Here is a 16,136-nt window from a genome sequence, read left to right as displayed (position 1 = left end):
CCGGGGCGCCGGCGCCCCGGGAGCCGGCGCCCCCTGCGGTCCGAACGCCGTCATGAAGCGGTCGCGGAAGGCGTCCATGCCCCAGCGCGGGGCATCGGGCGCGGGCTTGAGCCCGTCGGTCCAGCCCCACCCCTCCACCCGCTCCAGCACCTTCTCGTCCCGGGCGACGATCGTGACCGGCACGTCCTTGCCGGTGTCCCCCGCGGTGACGGTGGGGACCGGCTGGTGATCGCCGAGGAAGACCAGGACCGTGTCCTCGTCGCCGTACCGCTCGACCCACTCGGTCAGGCTCCGCAACGAGTACTCGATGGCCCGCCGGTACTCGGTGCGCACCTTCTCCGGGTCCTTCCAGACCTCCTTCGGATCCGTGCCCTCCTTCTTGATCTCGTGGAACACCGAGCCGTCGCCGAGGTCGTCCCAGTCGATCATGCGGGCGACGGGGGACCAGGGGTTGTGGCTCGAGGCGAGGATGATCTCCGCCATGATCGGCCGGCGGTCCTTCCTGCCGTGCTCCAGGCGCTCGAAGGCCTCCAGGCTGAACTGGTCGGGCACGGGGGTCCAGCTGAAGTACGGACCGTGGTAGCCGAGGTGCTCGGAGTCGTAGATGTGATCCAGCCCGAAGAACTTCCCCTCCGGCCAGGCCCGGCGCACCCCGGGCACGATGCCGACGGTGCGCCAGTCACCGGCCTTGCGGAAGTAGCTGGTGAGGGTCATGCGGTCGCTGGTGGTCAGACTGCGGTAGCGCTGCTGGTTCTCGATCCACAGGCCGGACAGGAAGGTCGAGTGGGCGAGCCAGCTGCCGGCGCCCGTCACCGGCGAGGTGAGCCAGCCGCTGCGCGAGGCGAAGCCGGCGGACCGCAGCCGGTCGGTGCCCTCCGTGAGGACCGCGTCGATCGGTTCCGCCATCGCCGGGTCGTCGATCGCCACCCGGCCGTAGCTCTCGATGAAGGTGAACAGGACGTCCTTGCCGCGCAACCCGGTGAACAACTGGTCGGGCGGCGTCCTCGCGAAGGCGTCGACGGCGGCCTGCTCCTCGAAGACCCGCGCGTCGCGCAGGCCCGCGCGCACCTGCTCCACGCGGTTGCCCAGCATCTCCGCGGTGCCCCTGGTGGCCACCGGGACGCCGGTGATCCGCACGCCCAGGGTGACGCAGGTGATCCACACGACGCCCAGGGCCAGCAGGGTCCGGGCGGCGGCGGGGCGGTGACGGGCCATCAGGCCGGTCAGCCGCACCGTCGCCAGCGTCATGAGCACGAGCAGGGAGACGAACAGGACGATCACCCCGACCACGGCGAGCACCTGCCCGCCCCGGCCGAACGACTCCCGGACGAAATCCGCCGCGTCGTCGAGCAGGATCCAGTCGAGCACCAGGTCGAAGGGCCGGGCCAGCGTCTGGTAGAAGCCCATGTCCACGAGTTTCAGGACGGTGAGCAGGCCGAGCAGGACACCCGAGACCACCGCCGCGATCCGCCGCGGCCTCGGCGGCAGCGCGAGCAGCAGGGCCGCGAGCAGGATCCCCTCGGCGGGCAGGCGGAGGAACGCGTCGAACGCGAGCCGTTCCACGCGGTTCGGCACGAGGAGCGCGAACAGCACCAGCGCTCCGGCGAGGACGGTCGTCCCGACGGTGACGCCGCGCGCCGCACGGGGCCACCGCTGTCGCAGGCCCGACCGTCCCGGGCGCGCGGCGGCCGGCGCGGCCCCGGAGGGCGATGGGGTCTCGGAGGACGGCGTGCCGTCGGAGGACGGTGACGCCTCGGGGGAGGACGTGCCGTCGGAGGGCGAGGGGGCTTCGGAGGGCGGCGCGGCGCCGGGGGACGGCTCGGCCCCGGAGGGGGGCGCGGCCTCGGTCACCTCCTCGGGCGCGGGCGCGGCACCGTCCTCCTCCGTGCCGCCCCCGGTGGTGTCCGACGGTTGACGGGAGCGAGTGAAGAGCGACACCCGGGGGTCCTTCCGTGCGGTCCTGCGATGGCATGGCAAACCGGGCCCGACGAGCGGGCCTGCCCTCACCAGTACGTCCGTGCGGCCCCGCGGGTTCAACGGACACCGCCGCGGAAAGGTACTTCCCGCGTGACCTGTCGGGGGCCGGGACCGATCGCTAGGCTGACCGCGGACGACGGAATCGGGAGGAGCACGGACGTGGCCGAGAGCACCACCCAGCAGCGCCCGCTCATGGGCTGGGACAAGCCGGACCTGGACCTCAGCAACGCGCAGTGGCAGTCCAGCAGCCGCGGACTGGGCGATGTCCAGATCGCCTTCGTGGAGGGTTTCATCGCCATGCGCAACAGCGGCCGCCCGGAGAGCCCTTCCCTGATCTTCACCCCCGACGAGTGGGGCGCGTTCGTGTCGGGAGCCCGGGAGGGGGAGTTCGACCTGACGTGATCCGGGCCCGCGGGAGCCCCGGCCGCCGGACCGCCGTCGCCGCCGAGGGACGTGTCCCCCGCGTTTTTCCGGACACGCGATCAGAAGCGCCTCCCCCGGTCCCCGCCTGAGCCAGGCTGGTCCGGGAAGGCGGAGGTCGTACACCGGAGGCGAGGAAACGATGAGCACCCAGCCGGTCGTCGCGGCGGTCGACGGTTCGGACGACAGTCTGCGCGCCCTGGAGTGGGCCCTCGACGCCGCCCGTCGGCGCGGGACCCCGCTGCGGGCCGTGCACGTGCGTCAGTACGTCCCCTGGGCGCAGCCCGAGGTCCTGGCCGCCGGCCCGCCCGACCCGGACGACGACCCGGTCCTCGACCAGGTCCGCGCCCGCCTGGAGGGACACACCGGCCCCCCGGCCGTCGAGTACGCCACCCTGGTGGGGGCGCCCGGCGCCGTGCTGCCCGAACTGGGGGCCACGGCCCGGCTGCTGGTGCTCGGCTCCCGGGGCCGCGGCGGCTTCGCCAGCCTGCTGCTCGGCTCGAACTCCCTGGCCGCGGCCCGCGACGCCGAATGCCCCGTCGTCGTGGTGCCCCGGCCCGGACGCGGGGCCGACGGCGAGCCGCCGGCCGGGTCGGACCGCCTCGTGGTGACCGGCCTGAACGCCGACAGCCCCGACGAGGCCACGCTCGCCTTCGCCTTCGCCGAGGCCGCCCTGCGCGGCGCCCGGCTCCGGATCGTCGCCGCCTACCCCTGGCCCCTGCAGACCTGGATGCTGCCCGGGGAGGTGCCCCCGCCGGAGATCGACCAGGACGCCGTCGAGCACGAGACGCGCGTCCTCGCCGACGGCTTCCTCGCCCCGCACCGCGAACGGCACCCCGAGGTCACCGCCGAGACGCAGGTGCTGCCCGGCGACGCGGCCGGCCACCTGGTCGCGGCCTCCCGGGAAGCGGAGCTGGTCGTCGTGGGCCGGCACCGGCGCCGCCTGCTGGCACCGGCCCGGATGATGGGCTCCGTCACCCAGGCCGTCCTGCTGCACGCGGAGAGCCCGGTCGCGGTGATCCCGCCGGCCCCGCCGGAGGAGGCGTAGACCCCGCGCCGGACACCCCGGAACCCGCTCTCCGGACGGGCACCGGAACGTCCGCGACCGTCCGCACGGGGCTCCCGGCGTGCCTATCATCGGCCCATGCGGGATTCGATCAGCAGGGACGCCGGGCTCACCCTGGACCTCGCCCTGACCGTCCGGCACGACGGCGACGGCGGGACCGCCGACGACCTGACCGACCCCGCCGGTCTCACCGCCTGGGTGCGCGCCCACCCGGACGCCCTGCCCGGCGCGGACCGCTTCACCGCCGGCGCCGAGGACCTCACCGCCGTCCGCGAGCTGCGCGCCGCCGTCCGCGCCCTCTTCGCCCGCGCCGTGCGCCCGGACGCGCCGAGCCCCGCGGACGCGGCCCGGCTGCTGCCCGTGCCCGAGGCCCTGCGGCGCCTGAACGACGCGGCCGCCCGCACCCCCACCGTGCCGGTCCTGCGGTGGGCCGAGGGGGCCGGACCCGTCGCGCAGCGGCGTCCCGTCCGGGGCGAGGACGACCTGACCGCCGCCTTGGCGCAGGCCGCGATCGGCTTCCTCGCGGGCCCCGACCGGCAGCGGCTGCGGGCCTGCCACGCGCCGCGCTGCGTGCGGTACTTCCTGAAGGAGCACCCGCGTCAGGAGTGGTGCAAGCCGTCCTGCGGCAACCGGGCCCGGGTGGCTCGCCACCACGAGCGGCACCGGCGGACCGCGTAGCGGCGGCCGCCGCCCGGCCGACCGTCGGCCCGGCCGATCGCCCGCCCGTCCGGCTGACCGTCCGGGGGCCCGGGCACGTACCATGGCGGCATGTCGTTCCTCCGCCGCCGCAGTGCCACTCCCGCCGGGCCCGACTTCGACGTACTGGCCATGGACCCGGGCGACTGGCCCGGCAATCTGGGTGCCGGGCTGCTGCCCGCCCCCGACGGCAGTTGCCAGGGTGTCTTCCTGCGCTACGACCTGTTCGGCGGCCGCGGCCCCGCGATGATCATCGGCAACCTGCCGGAGGGCTCCCCGGCCCGGGACGTCCCCGAGGGCGAGGTCCCCTTCGAGGTCGGGCAGCTGCTGCTGGCGCTGGAGAACGACGAGGAGGTCACGGTCGTCGGCACCGAGGACGTGCCGGTGATGCAGGGCGACAACCTGCTGATCGTGCGCCGCGTCAAGCTCTCCGAGGGCCGGATCTCCTGCGTGCAGTTCGACCGCAGCGACAACGTGCTGGTCACCATCGCCGCCTGGGACCGCCCGATCACCGACGACCTGTACGCCCTCCTCAAGCCGCTGCCCGCGGAACTGTTCCAGCAGGGCTGACCCCGACCGCGCGCTAGGGGCCGGGCCCGGTACGGACCGGGCCCGGCCCCTAGCGCGCGGCGGTGCTACGCCGGCTTCACCGTGACGTCCGCCGCCCGCACGAAGGCGACCCGGTGCCCGAACTGGATCTCGTAGTACAGGTCCTCGCCGGTCACGACCCGGTGCGAGGCCTCGTCGAAGGTCACCGCGTAGTAGTACTCGCCGGGCACCTTGCCCCCGGTCACGTACCGCTGGCCCTTCGGCAGCGTGTACGGCAGCGGCGACACCGCCTGCGCGGGCACCCCCTCCGGGTAGGCGGCCTCCTCCGGGTACGCGCGCCCGTACACGGGCACGGAGCCGAGGCCCTTCCTCGGGGTCACGACCAGACCCGACGCGGGGACCGCGGTCGGCTGCTTCTTCGGGTTCCTGAACCACGCCTTCTGCCCCAGGTACCAGATGGCGGTCCAGTCGCCCCAGCGCTCGGCCACCGCGTACTGCTGCCCCGTGGAGGCGCGCGACGACAGGTCGTTCACCCCGGTGGTCGGAGCGGAACCGAGGCCGATGTCCCTGATCAGGGGAGAGCTCTCGTCGTGGTCGGAGTACAGCCGCACCGCGCTCGACCCGTGCGCCGCGCACGGCTCGCCCGCCTTCGCGCAGCCCGTGAAGACCGGCCGGTTGGCGTCGTAGTCGGGCCGGATCGTCACCATGCCGGCGTGCTGGCCGGCCGTGGCCTCGAAGGGGCGGCCCAGCAGTTCGAAGTAGTGCCGCCAGTCCCAGTAGGGGCCGGGGTCGGTGTGCATCCCGGGGACGGCCCCCGAGGTCGGGCCGGGCACGGTGTCGTGGCCGAGGATGTGCTGCCGGTCCAGGGGGATGCCGTGCTTCTCGGCGAGGTACTTCACCAGACGGGCCGAGGACCGGTACATCGCCTCGGTGTACCAGGCGTCGGGTTCCGTCAGGAAGCCCTCGTGCTCCAGCCCGATCGACGCCGCGTTGACGTACCAGTTGCCCGCGTGCCAGGCCACGTCCTCCGCCTTCACGTGCTGGGCGATGTGGCCGTCCGTGGAGCGCAGGCTGTACTGCCAGGACACGTAGGTGGGGTCCTGCACCATGTGGAGGACGCCCTCCCAGGCGCCCTCCGTGTCGTGGACGACGATGTAGCGGACCGGCTGCGAGGCGGGCCGGTTCCCCAGGTCGTGGTTGCCGTAGTCGCCGTCCCCGAACTCCTCGTACGGCGCCGGGATCCACTCGCAGGACACCGTCGCCGGGCACTCCGTCCCGGCGTTGGAGGCGGTGCGCAGGCCGGCGCGGCCCAGCGTCGAGGTGTCGGGCGCCAGGCCCGGGTGGGCGGCGAGGGCGACCCGCTGCCCCGCGTCGGTGACCCGTTCCCCGCCGGCCCGGATCACCTCGAACACCTCGTCGGCGTACGCCGACGCCGACGAGGTGTCGTCCGCGCCGGAGAAGCGGGCCACCGCCCCGTACCAGTCCGCCGGGTCCTCGCTCGGCGGCTCGCCCAGCCGGCGCTGGGCCTCGGCCAGCAGCGCGGCGCCGCCCGCCACGTTCGCGACCGGGTCCTCGCGCAGCCGCTCGGGGCTCAGCCCGGTCAGCCGGGCCGCCGCCGGCAGGGTCGTCAGACGGGCCGGGAGGGCATCGGCGCGCGGTGAGGGCGCCCCGGGACGCAGCGGGGGACGGGCGTCGTCGCCGCGAGGGTCCTCCGCGCCCGCGCCGTGGTGCTCGGCCGCGGCGAGCGCGGTACGGGCGTCCGTGAGGTGCATGGGGCCGTAGCCGCCGGTCACACTCGGGGCGCCGCCGTGCGCGTCCCAGCGGGACTGCAGGTAGGAGACGCCCAGCAGCACGCTCTGCGGCACGTCGTACGCGGCGGCCGCGGCGGCGAACGCCTGCTGGAGCCGGGCGGTGTCCGGCGGGGACGGGGGAGGGGCCGCGCCCAGCAGGGGCAGGGTCAGCGCCGCCGCGGCCAGGGCGCACACGGCGCCACGGGCGCGTCGGGACCCGGCCGCACTGCCGGGTTCGGGGACGGATGGTCGCAATGCAGCCTCCTGGGACGGTCGGGCGAGGAGAGCCCTGCGGAGCCGAGCGGTGGGACAGTGGTACCGGTCGGCTGATAATCCGTCAATCATGCCCAGGAGGGGACGATATCCCCGGTCAATCGGGGTCCGGTGAAGTTTCGTGGCGACGGCCGCGGGGCCTGCGGCGCGTCAGTGGAGTGCACCAATGGCGTCGGCCCCAGGGGTCTTTGCTCCCGGCCCGAGGGACTCTCCGGGTGCGGACGCACGCGGTCCGCGGTGTGCCTCCGCCGGAGCGCACCGCGGACCGCCGTCCTCGTCAGCGCGTGCCGACCGCCGCGCGCACGGCCCGGCGGGCCAGCTGGCAGTCGTCGTGCAGCCGCCGCAGCAGCAGCCGCTGCTCCTCGCCGGACGGCGCGGCACCCGGGTGGACCGCGCCCGGCGCCGGGGCCGGGTCGTGCATCGAACGCTGCACGGCCGTCTCGTAGGTACGGATCTCGCGGGTCAGCACGAGCATCAGGTTCACCAGGAACGCGTCACGCGAGGCGGGGCCCGCCGACTGGGCGATCTGGCTGATCTGCCGCCGGGCCACCGGTGCCTCCCCCAGGACCGACCACAGCGTCGCCAGGTCGTAGCCCGGCAGGTACCAGCCCGCGTGCTCCCAGTCCACCAGCACGGGACCGGCCGGTGAGATCAGGATGTTCGAGAGCAGGGCGTCACCGTGACAGAACTGGCCCATGCCCTGCCGCCCGGCCGCGAGCGAGATGCCGTGCAGCAGCTTCTGCAGATCGCCCATGTCCCGGTCGGTGAGCAGGCCCAGCTCGTGGTACCGGGAGATGCGGGCCGCGTAGTCCAGCGGGGCGTCGAAGGTGCCGGCCGGCGGCCGCCAGGAGTTGAGCCGGCAGATCGCGCCGAGCGCCGCTCTGATGTCCGCCCGCGGCGGCGCCTCGACCGGGTGCCGCTGGAGCGCCGCCACCCGGCCGGGCATCCGCTCGATCACCAAGGTGCAGTTGTCCGGATCCGCTGCGATCAGCCGGGGCGCCCGCACGGGCGGGCGGTGCCGGACGAACGAGCGGTACGCCACTATTTCGTGGCGGATCCGCTCGCTCCACGCGGGGGAGTGGTCCAGTAAGCACTTGGCGACCGCGCTGCTCCGGCCGACGGTCCCCACCAGGAGGACGGACCGGCCGTTGCGGCGCAGCACCTGCACGGGGGCGAACTCCGGACAGATGCGGTGCACCGACGCGATCGCCGTGCGCAACTGGGCACCCTGCGGGCCGGACAGGTCGAGCCGCCCGCTGAGCGGCTGGGTGCCCGGTCCCGCGGGGCGCCGTACCGTGCCCGGGCCGAGCACGGGGGTCGCCGGGCGCGCGGGGGTGAGGTAGGGGCCACCGTCCGACGGACGCGGACGCAGCGGCCGGAGCGGGGCGGACACGGAGGACGATGCTGCGTACATGGGCGATACAGATCCCTTCGTGTGCCTGAGACGTCGTCGACCACCCGGCCCGGCCGCCCAGGCACACCCTGGGGAGTGTCCCTGCGGCGACCGGGTCGTGGTGGCGCGTTCCTACTCGACACCCGAGGGCCCCTGGCACACCATCTGGCGCACCCTGGCGAACCCTGGCGAATAGTCGCCCGGCAACTCTCCCCGGGCTACTGTCAACTCAGCCGAGAACCTGGGGGCTTGACGTGAGCGGACAACCCAACACCCGGCTCGCGGACCTGTTCGGCCTGGCCGGCTGGTCCAAGGGCGAACTCGCGAGGCTGGTCAACCGGCAGGCGGCGGCCATGGGCCACCCCCAGCTGGCGACCGACACCTCCCGGGTGCGGCGTTGGATCGACATGGGGGAAATCCCGCGCGATCCCGTACCGCGGGTGCTGGCGGCTCTGTTCACCGAGCGTCTCGGCCGTGTCGTGACCATCGAGGACCTCGGTCTGGTCCGGCACGGGCGTGCGGGGAAACGGCCACGCGGCGGGAGGACGGAACATCCCGACGGAGTGCCGTGGGCGCCCGAGCGGACGGCCGAGGTCCTCACCGAATTCACGGGAATGGACCTCATGCTCAACCGACGCGGCTTGGTGGGCGCGGGCGCCGCGCTCGCCGCGGGATCCGCACTCAGCAGCGCCATGCACGACTGGCTGCACACCGATCCGACCCTGACTGCCGACGCTCCACGACTCGACCGTCCCCTGCACGCCGAACCCGTCGGGTTCGACCGCTACGAGGCCGCCCCCATCGGGTCGCAGGAGATCGAGGAACTGGAGCGCTCCGTGGAGGTGTTCCGCGCCTGGGACGCCGCCCGGGGCGGCGGCCTCCAGCGCAAGGCGGTGGTCGGCCAGCTCAACGAGGTGGGCGGCATCCTCGCCTACCACCACCCACCCCATCTCCAGCGGCGCCTGTGGGGCGTCGCCGCCAACCTCGCCGTCCTCGCCGGCTGGATGTCGCACGACGTCGGCCTGGAACCGACGGCCCAGAAGTACTTCGTCATCGCCGCCCACGCGGCGCGGGAGGGGGGCGACCGGCCGCGCGCCGGTGAGGCGCTGTCCCGGGCGGCCCGCCAGATGGTGCACCTGGGCCGGCCCGACGACGCCCTGGACCTGATGAAGCTCGCCCAGTCGGGTTCGGGCGAGGAGGTGCTGCCGCGCACCCGCGCGATGTTCCACACCATCGAGGCCTGGGCGCAGGCGTCCATGGGCAAGGGCCAGGCGATGCGCCGCACCCTGGGCCGCGCCGAGGACCTGTTCGTCTCGGACCGGGCCGACCTGGAGCCGCCGGACTGGATGCAGACCTTCAAGGACGAGGACCTGTACGGCATGCAGGCCCTGGCCTACCGCACGCTGGCCGAGTTCGAGCCCGGCGCGGCCGCGCACGCCCGGCACTACGCGGAGAAGGCCCTGTCCCTGCGCGTCGACGGGCGGGAGCGGTCGAAGATCTTCGACCATCTGTCCATGGCCTCCGCCTGCTTCATCGCGGACGATCCCGAACAGGCCGACCGGTACGCGCGCCTCGCCCTGATGTCGATGGGGTCCAACTCCTCGCGCCGCACCTGGGACCGGCTGCGCCAGATGTACCGGCTCACCGCCGAGTACGCCTCCTACCCGAGGGTCCAGGAGCTCAGGGAGGAGATCAGGCTGGCACTGCCGAAGCCGAGGGGGAAGGGCGCCGCCGGAGCCCAGGCGTGAGGGCGCACGGCACCCGCGGTCCCGGACCTCCGCGCGGCCGTCGTCCTTCCCGGTGGACCGCCCGGACGTCTCGTGGACGGACCGGCCGGCCGCCCGCTACGAGGCGACCCGGGCCACGAGCACGCAGGCGCCGTCCTCGCGCTCCCTCTCGCCGAACTCCCGTACGACCGCGCGGACACAGTGCTGGGCGGTGCGGGCCTCGGCGAAGTGCGCGGCCAGGCCGAGGAGGCGGTGGACGGCCGCGGTTCCGGCGTGCCCGGGCACCAGCCCGTCGGTGTGCAGGAGCAGCAGGTCGCCGACCTCGAGGGTGACCTCGGCCTGCCCGTAGGAGGCGCCGGAGGTGGCCCCGAGCAGCACGCCGTCCGGTGCGTCCAGCGCGCGCCCCGTCCCGTCGCGGAACAGCAGCGGGGCGGGGTGTCCCGCCTGCGCCCACACCAGGGAACGGGTGTCGGGCCGGTAGCGCAGACAGGCGGCGCTGCCCAGGGCCGGCTGCACGGTGGCGTCCAGCAACCGGTTGAGGCAGGCCAGCAGGGGGCCCGGCTCGGTGCCGGTCATCGCCATGCCGCGCACGGCGCCGAGCAGCATCGCCATGCCCGTGGCCGCGCCGACCCCGTGCCCGGTCAGGTCGCCGACGCTGAGCAGCGTCGTGCCGTCGGACAGCTCCAGGGCGTCGTACCAGTCGCCGCCGATCGGTGTGCCCGTCGACGGCGGCAGGTAGTGGGCGGCGAGGTCCAGGGTGCGCGGACCGCCGTGCGGGAGCCGCAGGGAGCCGTGCCGCGGGGGCAGCACGGCCTCCTGCAGCTCGACCGCGAGCCGGCGCTCGGTCTGCGCGGCGGCGTGCCGCTGGTGGTGCAGCGAGTCACGGGTCTCGCTCACCGCCCGTCGGCAGCGGCGCAGTTCGCTGACGTCCCGCAGCACGGCCCACATCGAGGTGGTGCTGCCGTCGGCGCCGAGTACCGGTTCGCCCATCATGTGCACGGTCCGTACGCCGCCGTCCGGGCGTACGACGCGGAACTCCCCGTCGATGGGCCGGGCGTCGACCAGGCAGTCCGTGACCATCGCCGTCAGCTTCGGCCGGTCCTCGTCGTGCACCAGGGAGGGCAGCTCGTCGAGGGTGAGCGGGGGAGCGGCCGGGTCGCGGCCCAGGATGCGGTACAGCTCCCCGGACCAGCTCGCCTCGTCCGTGAGCAGGTTCCACTCCGCACTGCCGACCCTGCTGAGCAGGGGCCCGCCGTCCTGCGCGGCGGCCGGCGCGGGCGCGGGGGCCGCGGTCATCGGCGACGGCCCGTCCCGCAGCTGCGCCAGGTGCTCGTCCAGGTCGTCGAGCTGGTGCAGCGCCAGGTCGTACAGCGCGCGCTGCCAGCGGTTCCGCGGGTCCGACCGGTCGGCCGGCGTGTCGCGCCGTACGGCGTCCACCTCGCCCTTGAGTCGCCGGGCCTGCGAGATGAGCGCGTCGACACCGCCGGGTCCTGGCGGCTGGGCGGCTGGGCGGCCCGCGGAGAGGTGGGACGGCATGACGCACTCCGATGGGAACGGTACGGCCTTCGGGCGGGGAGGGACCGTTACGACTGTGGCACAGCCCGCGACGCCCTGTAAGGGATTTGGCAACACACGATAAGGCGGTGCCCGCGGCATATGCCACCGTCTTCGGGGAGTTACTCCGGGGTATGCGCGAGGGGTCGCACTGATCGCCAACTCCCATGATACGCAAGTGATATGACGACGCGTCGGGTACTCGTGGCGACTCACTCGCGTGTTCGACGGTCAGGTGTTCGTTCGTGGCCGACCGGTGGGTCACCCCGTTCTCAGTACCGCAGCACCCCTGCGATCCCGTCCGCGTCCCCGAGGGTGCCGTCCGGGACGAAGCGGACCTCGGCGCCGGTCTCCAGGCACTGCTCCACGATCTCGTCCACGATGTCCTCGCGGGCGTCCAGGTCGCCGTCCGCGGCGACGACCAGGTGGTCACCGGTGTCGCGCACCGTGACCCGGTAGTTCTCCTCGACGGCCAGCAGCCGCACCCGTCCCTCCCGGGCGCTCTGCCACAGTTCGTCGACCCCGGCCGCGAACTCCTTGCGCCCGCGGGCGGACTCCAGGGACCGGGTCACGTCCTCGGTGCTCCTGCGGGCCTCGGCCTCGAGCACCGGCCGCACCGCCTGCCACACCGCGTCGGGCGTGCTGTCCGCGAGTCCGCCGTGCGGGACGTGCACCGCGTCCCTGGTCATGCCGCCGACCTCGGACAGCAGGGACAGGGCGGCGGGCGTGCCGGTGACGTACAGCGGCCGGGGGTGGCCGCGCAGGAGCGCGCCCATCGCGAGGTCGGCCTCGCGCAGGAACTTGCGGGTGCCTTCGTCGCGGAAGGCGCTCGGCTGGTCGCCGACCCGCTCCAGTCGCTCCGGGTCGAAGTTCTCCGCGCTCCGGACCAGCGGGAAGCCTCCGGCGCGTTCCTCCACCACCCGGTCCGTGCCGCCGCTCCACAGGGCGACCCGGTCGGCGGCCACCGACAGCACCCAGAACGGCCGTTCCGCGGTGTGGGCGGAGACGAGGTTGCGGGTCAGGAAGGTGTCCGAGAGCACCACGCGCTCGGGCACGGAACGGGCGAGCGACCACACCTGGTGCTCACCCGGGGCCGCGAAGATGATCAGGCCGTCCTCGCTGTGCGACAGGTCGACCTCGGACAGGGCCCGGTCCAGTTGCCGGGCCACGTCGGCACGCCGGTCCCGGGTGACCGCGGGGTCGGCCTCCAGCTGCTTCTTGGCCTCGCCCACCGCGTTGCGCAGCCGGACGGCGTCCTGCGCGCTCAGGGGATCGCGCCGATGCGTCGGGGTCAGCACGGACACCGCGGGATAGGGCCGTGGCCGACGCAGTTCGGCGAGGGCCGCAGGACTCAGATCGTGCTCCATGACAGCACCATAGAGCCGATTCGCGTATCGGGCATTCGGGGCATGTCGCTCGGCTGTGGGGGCACGGGCCGGAGCGGGCGCGGGCATGCGGACGAGGGCGCCGGCTCCGGCTCCGCGGAGTCCGCACGGGCGGTTCAGAGCCGGCCGTCCTCCTCGGAACCGCAGGAACTGCCGCTCGGCGGCAGGGATCCGTACAGCAGGAAGTCGTCGACCTTGCGGTGCACGCATGCGGACGACCCGTAACCGGTGTGCCCCTCACCCCGGTTGTCCAGCACCACCGCCGCCTCACCGAGCCGCTCGGCCGTCTCCACCGTCCAGCGGTACGGCGTGGCCGGGTCGCCCCGGGTGCCGACCAGCAGCATCTTCGGCGTGTCGAGGTCCTTGACCTGCTCGCGGATGTAGTCGGTGCCCTTGGGCCGGCCGTGGCACATCAGCACCTGGGCGAGCCGGTACCGGCCGAAGACCGGCGAGGCCTCCTCGTAGGCGGTGCGCAGCCGGGCCAGGTCCCGGGTCAGCCGCTCGGCGGTGGGGCGGTCGGGGTCGTCCGCGCAGTTCACCGCCATCAGCGCCGCCGGCAGGTTGTCCAGCGGCACCTCCCCCTCGTCGACGAGGGGGTCGTCGGACCGCCGCGGCGAGGGGGGCGCCACCCCTCCGGTCGCGAAGGCCTCCACCCCGCGCGTGTCCCCGTCCTCCATCAACTGCGCGAGGGCCCGTTGCAGCAGCGGCCACAGCTCCTTGCTGTAGAGCCCCTGTCCCAGGGCGCCGGCGAGGTCCTGACCGGTGAACTCGAAACCGAAGTCGGTCGGCACCGGGTTCTCGTCGAGCGACTCGACCAGCTTCACCACCTGCCGGCGGGCGTCGCGCGGGTCCTGCCCGAACGGGCAGGCGATGTCCTGCGTGCACCAGGTGAGGAAGCTCTCCAGCGCCTTCTGCTGCCCCTTGGCGCTCGCCACTCCCTGCTCGGTCAGCGGCTCGGTCAGCGTGTCCACGCCGTCGAGCGCGAACCGGCCCACCTTCTCGGGGAACCGGGACGCGTACACCGCGCCGAGCCGGGTTCCGTAGGAGAAGCCCAGGTAGTTGAGCCTCTCGTCGCCGAGCGCCTGGCGCATCACGTCCAGGTCGCGGGCGACGTCCACGGTGCCGATGTGGGAGAGGACGGGGCCCGAGTGCTCGACGCACTCGGCGGCCACCTCGCGCAACTGCGCGAGCGCCTCGCGGGGATCGGACATGTCCTCGCCGCCGGTCGCCTCCAGCGCCCGGCCGGTGGCCTCCGTGCCGCAGCTGACCGGTGAGGAGCGGCCGACGCCGCGCGGGTCGAAGGAGACCACGTCGTAGTCGTCGGTCAGGCCCATGAACTCCTTGCCGCCGTGGGCGAGTCCCAGGACGCCCGAGCCGCCCGGGCCGCCGAAGTTCAGCACCACCGAGCCCCGCGGGTCGCCGGTGCCCCGGTAGCGGGCGAGGGCCAGCTCGAGGGTGCCCTTCTCGGGCTCGGCGTAGTCGAGCGGGACGGTGATCCTCCCGCACTGCAGGTCCTCGGGCAGTTCCGTGCCCTCGCACGCCGTCCACCTGATCTTCTGGTCGTAGAACCGGCCGAGGTCCGGGTCCGTGTCGCCGAGGGCCGTCAGTCCCGCACCCAGCAGGGCCAGCCCGGCCGCGCCGGTGGCCGCGCGGCGCCGGACCGAGGACCGCATCGCGCGGCACCGGGCCGAAGGTCGCGTGGAGAGCTTGGCCAGCATCGATGCCTCCAGGGGCGCCCCGCAGCGGACCGGGAGCGGCGCCCTCGCTCACCATAAGCGGGCCCCGCGGCCCCCGCCTGTCGGCCGGACGGCGGCACGTCCGGGGCCCGGCCGCCGCGTGTTCGTCAGCCGCGCGTTCGACGGATCCGCCCGGGGCTCGAACGGCGGGCCCCCTGATGGAGTGAACGGCCCGGGGCCGTACGGGGGAGCCATAACCCGGATGGCGGCACGCGCGTTCTGTCCGGTGCGGGCGAGTGCCCGCGACCAACTCTGGAAGGCAGGGAACCTATGCGAAGGGTTACCCGGAACGGTGTGATCGCCGTCGCCGCCGCGTCGGGCGCGATGGCCGTGGCGATGCCGGCGTACGCCGACGCCGGCGCGGAGGGCGCCGCGGTCGGTTCGCCCGGGGTGGTGTCCGGAAACACCCTCCAGCTCCCGGTGCACGCCCCGCTGAACGTGTGCGGGAACACGGTGAACGTGGTGGGTCTGCTCAACCCCGCCGCGGGCAACACCTGCGTCAACGAGGACGCGGACCAGCGGGCCGGGGCCTCGGGACCGGCCGGCGGCGCGACGGCCGGGAGCGGCGCGCAGGGCTCACCGGGCGTGGTGTCCGGCAACCAGGTGCAGCTGCCGGTGGACCTCCCGGTCAACGTCACCGGGAACAGCGTGAACGTGGTCGGCGTCGGGAACGCGGCCGTCGGTAACGTGTCCACGAACACCTCCGGTGAGCGGCCCGACCGCCCGGAGCCCGAGGCGTCCACCCCGCCGCGCACGCCGCCGGCCCCCGAGCCGGCACCCCGGGCCGCCCCGCCGAGGACGGCCGCCCTCGCCGAGACGGGCGCCGACCGCACCGTCCCGGTTCTCGCGACCGGTGCCGCGCTCTTCCTGGGCGGAGTCGTCCTGTACCGCCGCGCCCGCCCGCGGACGGACGGCTGACCCCCGGGGGAACGAGCGGGCTCCCGGGGCCCGCGTCGTCCGGCGGGGCCCGCGCGGGTCAGGCGCGTGCGCGGTGGAACCGCCGGTGCAGCTCCTCGACCTCTCCGACCAGCTCCGGGACGGGGCCGTCCACGACCACGCCGGGGGCGACCTCGGCGACCGGCAGCGTCCGCACCGGCGGGGCGGGCACCCCCAGCTCGGAGAGCCAGGACGCCAGCTGCTCGGAGGAGGCGACGTACACGATGCGTCCGAGGCCCACCCAGGCGTGGGCCGCCGCGCACATCGGGCAGTGCTCGCCGGAGGTGTACACCGTGGCGGCGGCCCGCTCGTCGGGCGTCAGGTGGGCCGCCGACCAGCGCGCCAGCTCGAACTCGGGGTGCCGGGTGTGGTCCCCGGAGGCCACGCGGTTGTGGTCCTCGGCGAGCACGGTGCCGTCCCCGCCCACGAGGACCGAGCCGAACGGCTCGTCCCCGGACTCCAGCGCCTCGGTCGCCAGCTCCACACAGCGGCGCAGGTGCGGCAGTTCGGCTTCCTTCACGACCATGGGCCCGGCCCTCCTCGCATCGGCTTGATCGACAGCACCCTAAGGCCGTGGGCGCGCGGAGGCGAAGCCGTCGCGGACGCCGCCCCTAATCCCGTTGAATCCCGTTGC

13 protein-coding genes are annotated in these 16,136 nt (G+C 74.4%); 6 read left to right on the top strand and 7 right to left on the bottom strand.

Annotated features, from left to right (window positions below; translation table 11 throughout):
* On the bottom strand, positions 1-1,938 hold a 1,938-nt coding region (locus B7L92_RS12675; RefSeq protein WP_081237521.1), incomplete at its 3' end, for an alkaline phosphatase family protein.
* A 198-nt stretch (positions 1,939-2,136) separates the two neighbouring features.
* On the opposite strand from B7L92_RS12675, the gene B7L92_RS12670 reads away from it, so the two are divergent.
* The 4 genes from B7L92_RS12670 to B7L92_RS12655 all read left to right on the top strand — a co-directional run bounded on the left by B7L92_RS12670 (position 2,137) and on the right by B7L92_RS12655 (position 4,729).
* The gene (locus B7L92_RS12670) at positions 2,137-2,379 is read left to right on the top strand and encodes a DUF397 domain-containing protein (protein ID WP_081237520.1); all 243 of its coding nucleotides are present in this window, start codon (positions 2,137-2,139) and stop codon (positions 2,377-2,379) included.
* A 160-nt stretch (positions 2,380-2,539) separates the two neighbouring features.
* Entirely contained in the window at positions 2,540-3,445 is a 906-nt protein-coding gene (locus B7L92_RS12665) for a universal stress protein (RefSeq protein WP_081237519.1), read from the top strand.
* A 96-nt stretch (positions 3,446-3,541) separates the two neighbouring features.
* Positions 3,542-4,141 (top strand): CGNR zinc finger domain-containing protein, encoded by a 600-nt coding sequence (locus B7L92_RS12660; protein ID WP_081237518.1) that lies wholly within the window; start codon positions 3,542-3,544, stop codon positions 4,139-4,141.
* Positions 4,142-4,231: 90 nt separating this feature from the next.
* Positions 4,232-4,729 (top strand): hypothetical protein, encoded by a 498-nt coding sequence (locus tag B7L92_RS12655; protein WP_004991805.1) that lies wholly within the window; start codon positions 4,232-4,234, stop codon positions 4,727-4,729.
* A gap of 65 nt (positions 4,730-4,794) precedes the next feature.
* Here B7L92_RS12655 and B7L92_RS12650 read toward each other — a convergent pair whose 3' ends face one another.
* Both B7L92_RS12650 and B7L92_RS12645 read right to left on the bottom strand, forming a co-directional pair.
* A complete protein-coding gene (locus tag B7L92_RS12650; RefSeq protein ID WP_081237517.1) occupies positions 4,795-6,753 on the bottom strand; it encodes an N-acetylmuramoyl-L-alanine amidase in 1,959 nt (652 codons plus the stop codon).
* Positions 6,754-7,048: 295 nt separating this feature from the next.
* Positions 7,049-8,185 (bottom strand): aminoglycoside phosphotransferase family protein, encoded by a 1,137-nt coding sequence (locus B7L92_RS12645; protein ID WP_081237516.1) that lies wholly within the window; start codon positions 8,183-8,185, stop codon positions 7,049-7,051.
* A gap of 233 nt (positions 8,186-8,418) precedes the next feature.
* On the opposite strand from B7L92_RS12645, the gene B7L92_RS12640 reads away from it, so the two are divergent.
* The gene (locus tag B7L92_RS12640; protein ID WP_081237515.1) at positions 8,419-9,912 is read left to right on the top strand and encodes a DNA-binding protein NsdB; all 1,494 of its coding nucleotides are present in this window, start codon (positions 8,419-8,421) and stop codon (positions 9,910-9,912) included.
* A gap of 96 nt (positions 9,913-10,008) precedes the next feature.
* Here the strand turns inward: B7L92_RS12640 and B7L92_RS12635 are convergent, their stop codons facing one another.
* From B7L92_RS12635 to B7L92_RS12625, 3 genes are all read right to left on the bottom strand, one after another.
* Positions 10,009-11,427, bottom strand: a complete 1,419-nt coding sequence (locus tag B7L92_RS12635) for a PP2C family protein-serine/threonine phosphatase (RefSeq protein ID WP_081237514.1) — start codon at positions 11,425-11,427, stop codon at positions 10,009-10,011.
* Positions 11,428-11,717: 290 nt separating this feature from the next.
* A complete protein-coding gene (locus B7L92_RS12630) occupies positions 11,718-12,812 on the bottom strand; it encodes a baeRF3 domain-containing protein (RefSeq protein ID WP_081237513.1) in 1,095 nt (364 codons plus the stop codon).
* Positions 12,813-12,946: 134 nt separating this feature from the next.
* Positions 12,947-14,548 carry an alpha/beta hydrolase gene (locus tag B7L92_RS12625; RefSeq protein WP_081237512.1) on the bottom strand — a complete coding sequence of 534 codons (1,602 nt, stop codon included), beginning with the start codon at positions 14,546-14,548 and terminating at the stop codon, positions 12,947-12,949.
* Positions 14,549-14,836: 288 nt separating this feature from the next.
* Between B7L92_RS12625 and B7L92_RS43520 the strand changes: the two genes are divergently transcribed.
* On the top strand, positions 14,837-15,484 hold the full coding sequence (locus tag B7L92_RS43520; protein WP_170102204.1) for a chaplin: 648 nt from the start codon (positions 14,837-14,839) through the stop codon (positions 15,482-15,484).
* Positions 15,485-15,542: 58 nt separating this feature from the next.
* Here the strand turns inward: B7L92_RS43520 and B7L92_RS12610 are convergent, their stop codons facing one another.
* On the bottom strand, positions 15,543-16,028 hold the full coding sequence (locus B7L92_RS12610; RefSeq protein WP_004991821.1) for a nucleoside deaminase: 486 nt from the start codon (positions 16,026-16,028) through the stop codon (positions 15,543-15,545).
* Positions 16,029-16,136 lie beyond the last annotated feature (108 nt).

The sequence above is a fragment of the Streptomyces viridosporus genome (assembly GCF_002078235.1).
GTDB classification, from domain to species: Bacteria; Actinomycetota; Actinomycetes; order Streptomycetales; family Streptomycetaceae; genus Streptomyces; species Streptomyces viridosporus.
The sequence above is the reverse complement of the archived record's forward strand: the minus strand, read 5'-3'. Positions and strand labels throughout refer to the sequence as shown.

Excerpts from the sequence above, each read along its gene's own strand:
- B7L92_RS12665 (WP_081237519.1), top strand. The coding sequence starts at position 2,540 with ATGAGCACCCAGCCGGTCGTCGCGGCGGTCGACGGTTCGGACGACAGT.
- B7L92_RS12660 (WP_081237518.1), top strand. The coding sequence starts at position 3,542 with ATGCGGGATTCGATCAGCAGGGACGCCGGGCTCACCCTGGACCTCGCC.
- B7L92_RS12655 (WP_004991805.1), top strand. The coding sequence starts at position 4,232 with ATGTCGTTCCTCCGCCGCCGCAGTGCCACTCCCGCCGGGCCCGACTTC.
- B7L92_RS12645 (WP_081237516.1), bottom strand. The coding sequence starts at position 8,185 with ATGTACGCAGCATCGTCCTCCGTGTCCGCCCCGCTCCGGCCGCTGCGT.
- B7L92_RS12635 (WP_081237514.1), bottom strand. The coding sequence starts at position 11,427 with ATGCCGTCCCACCTCTCCGCGGGCCGCCCAGCCGCCCAGCCGCCAGGA.
- B7L92_RS12630 (WP_081237513.1), bottom strand. The coding sequence starts at position 12,812 with ATGGAGCACGATCTGAGTCCTGCGGCCCTCGCCGAACTGCGTCGGCCA.
- B7L92_RS12625 (WP_081237512.1), bottom strand. The coding sequence starts at position 14,548 with ATGCTGGCCAAGCTCTCCACGCGACCTTCGGCCCGGTGCCGCGCGATG.
- B7L92_RS43520 (WP_170102204.1), top strand. The coding sequence starts at position 14,837 with ATGCGAAGGGTTACCCGGAACGGTGTGATCGCCGTCGCCGCCGCGTCG.
- B7L92_RS12610 (WP_004991821.1), bottom strand. The coding sequence starts at position 16,028 with ATGGTCGTGAAGGAAGCCGAACTGCCGCACCTGCGCCGCTGTGTGGAG.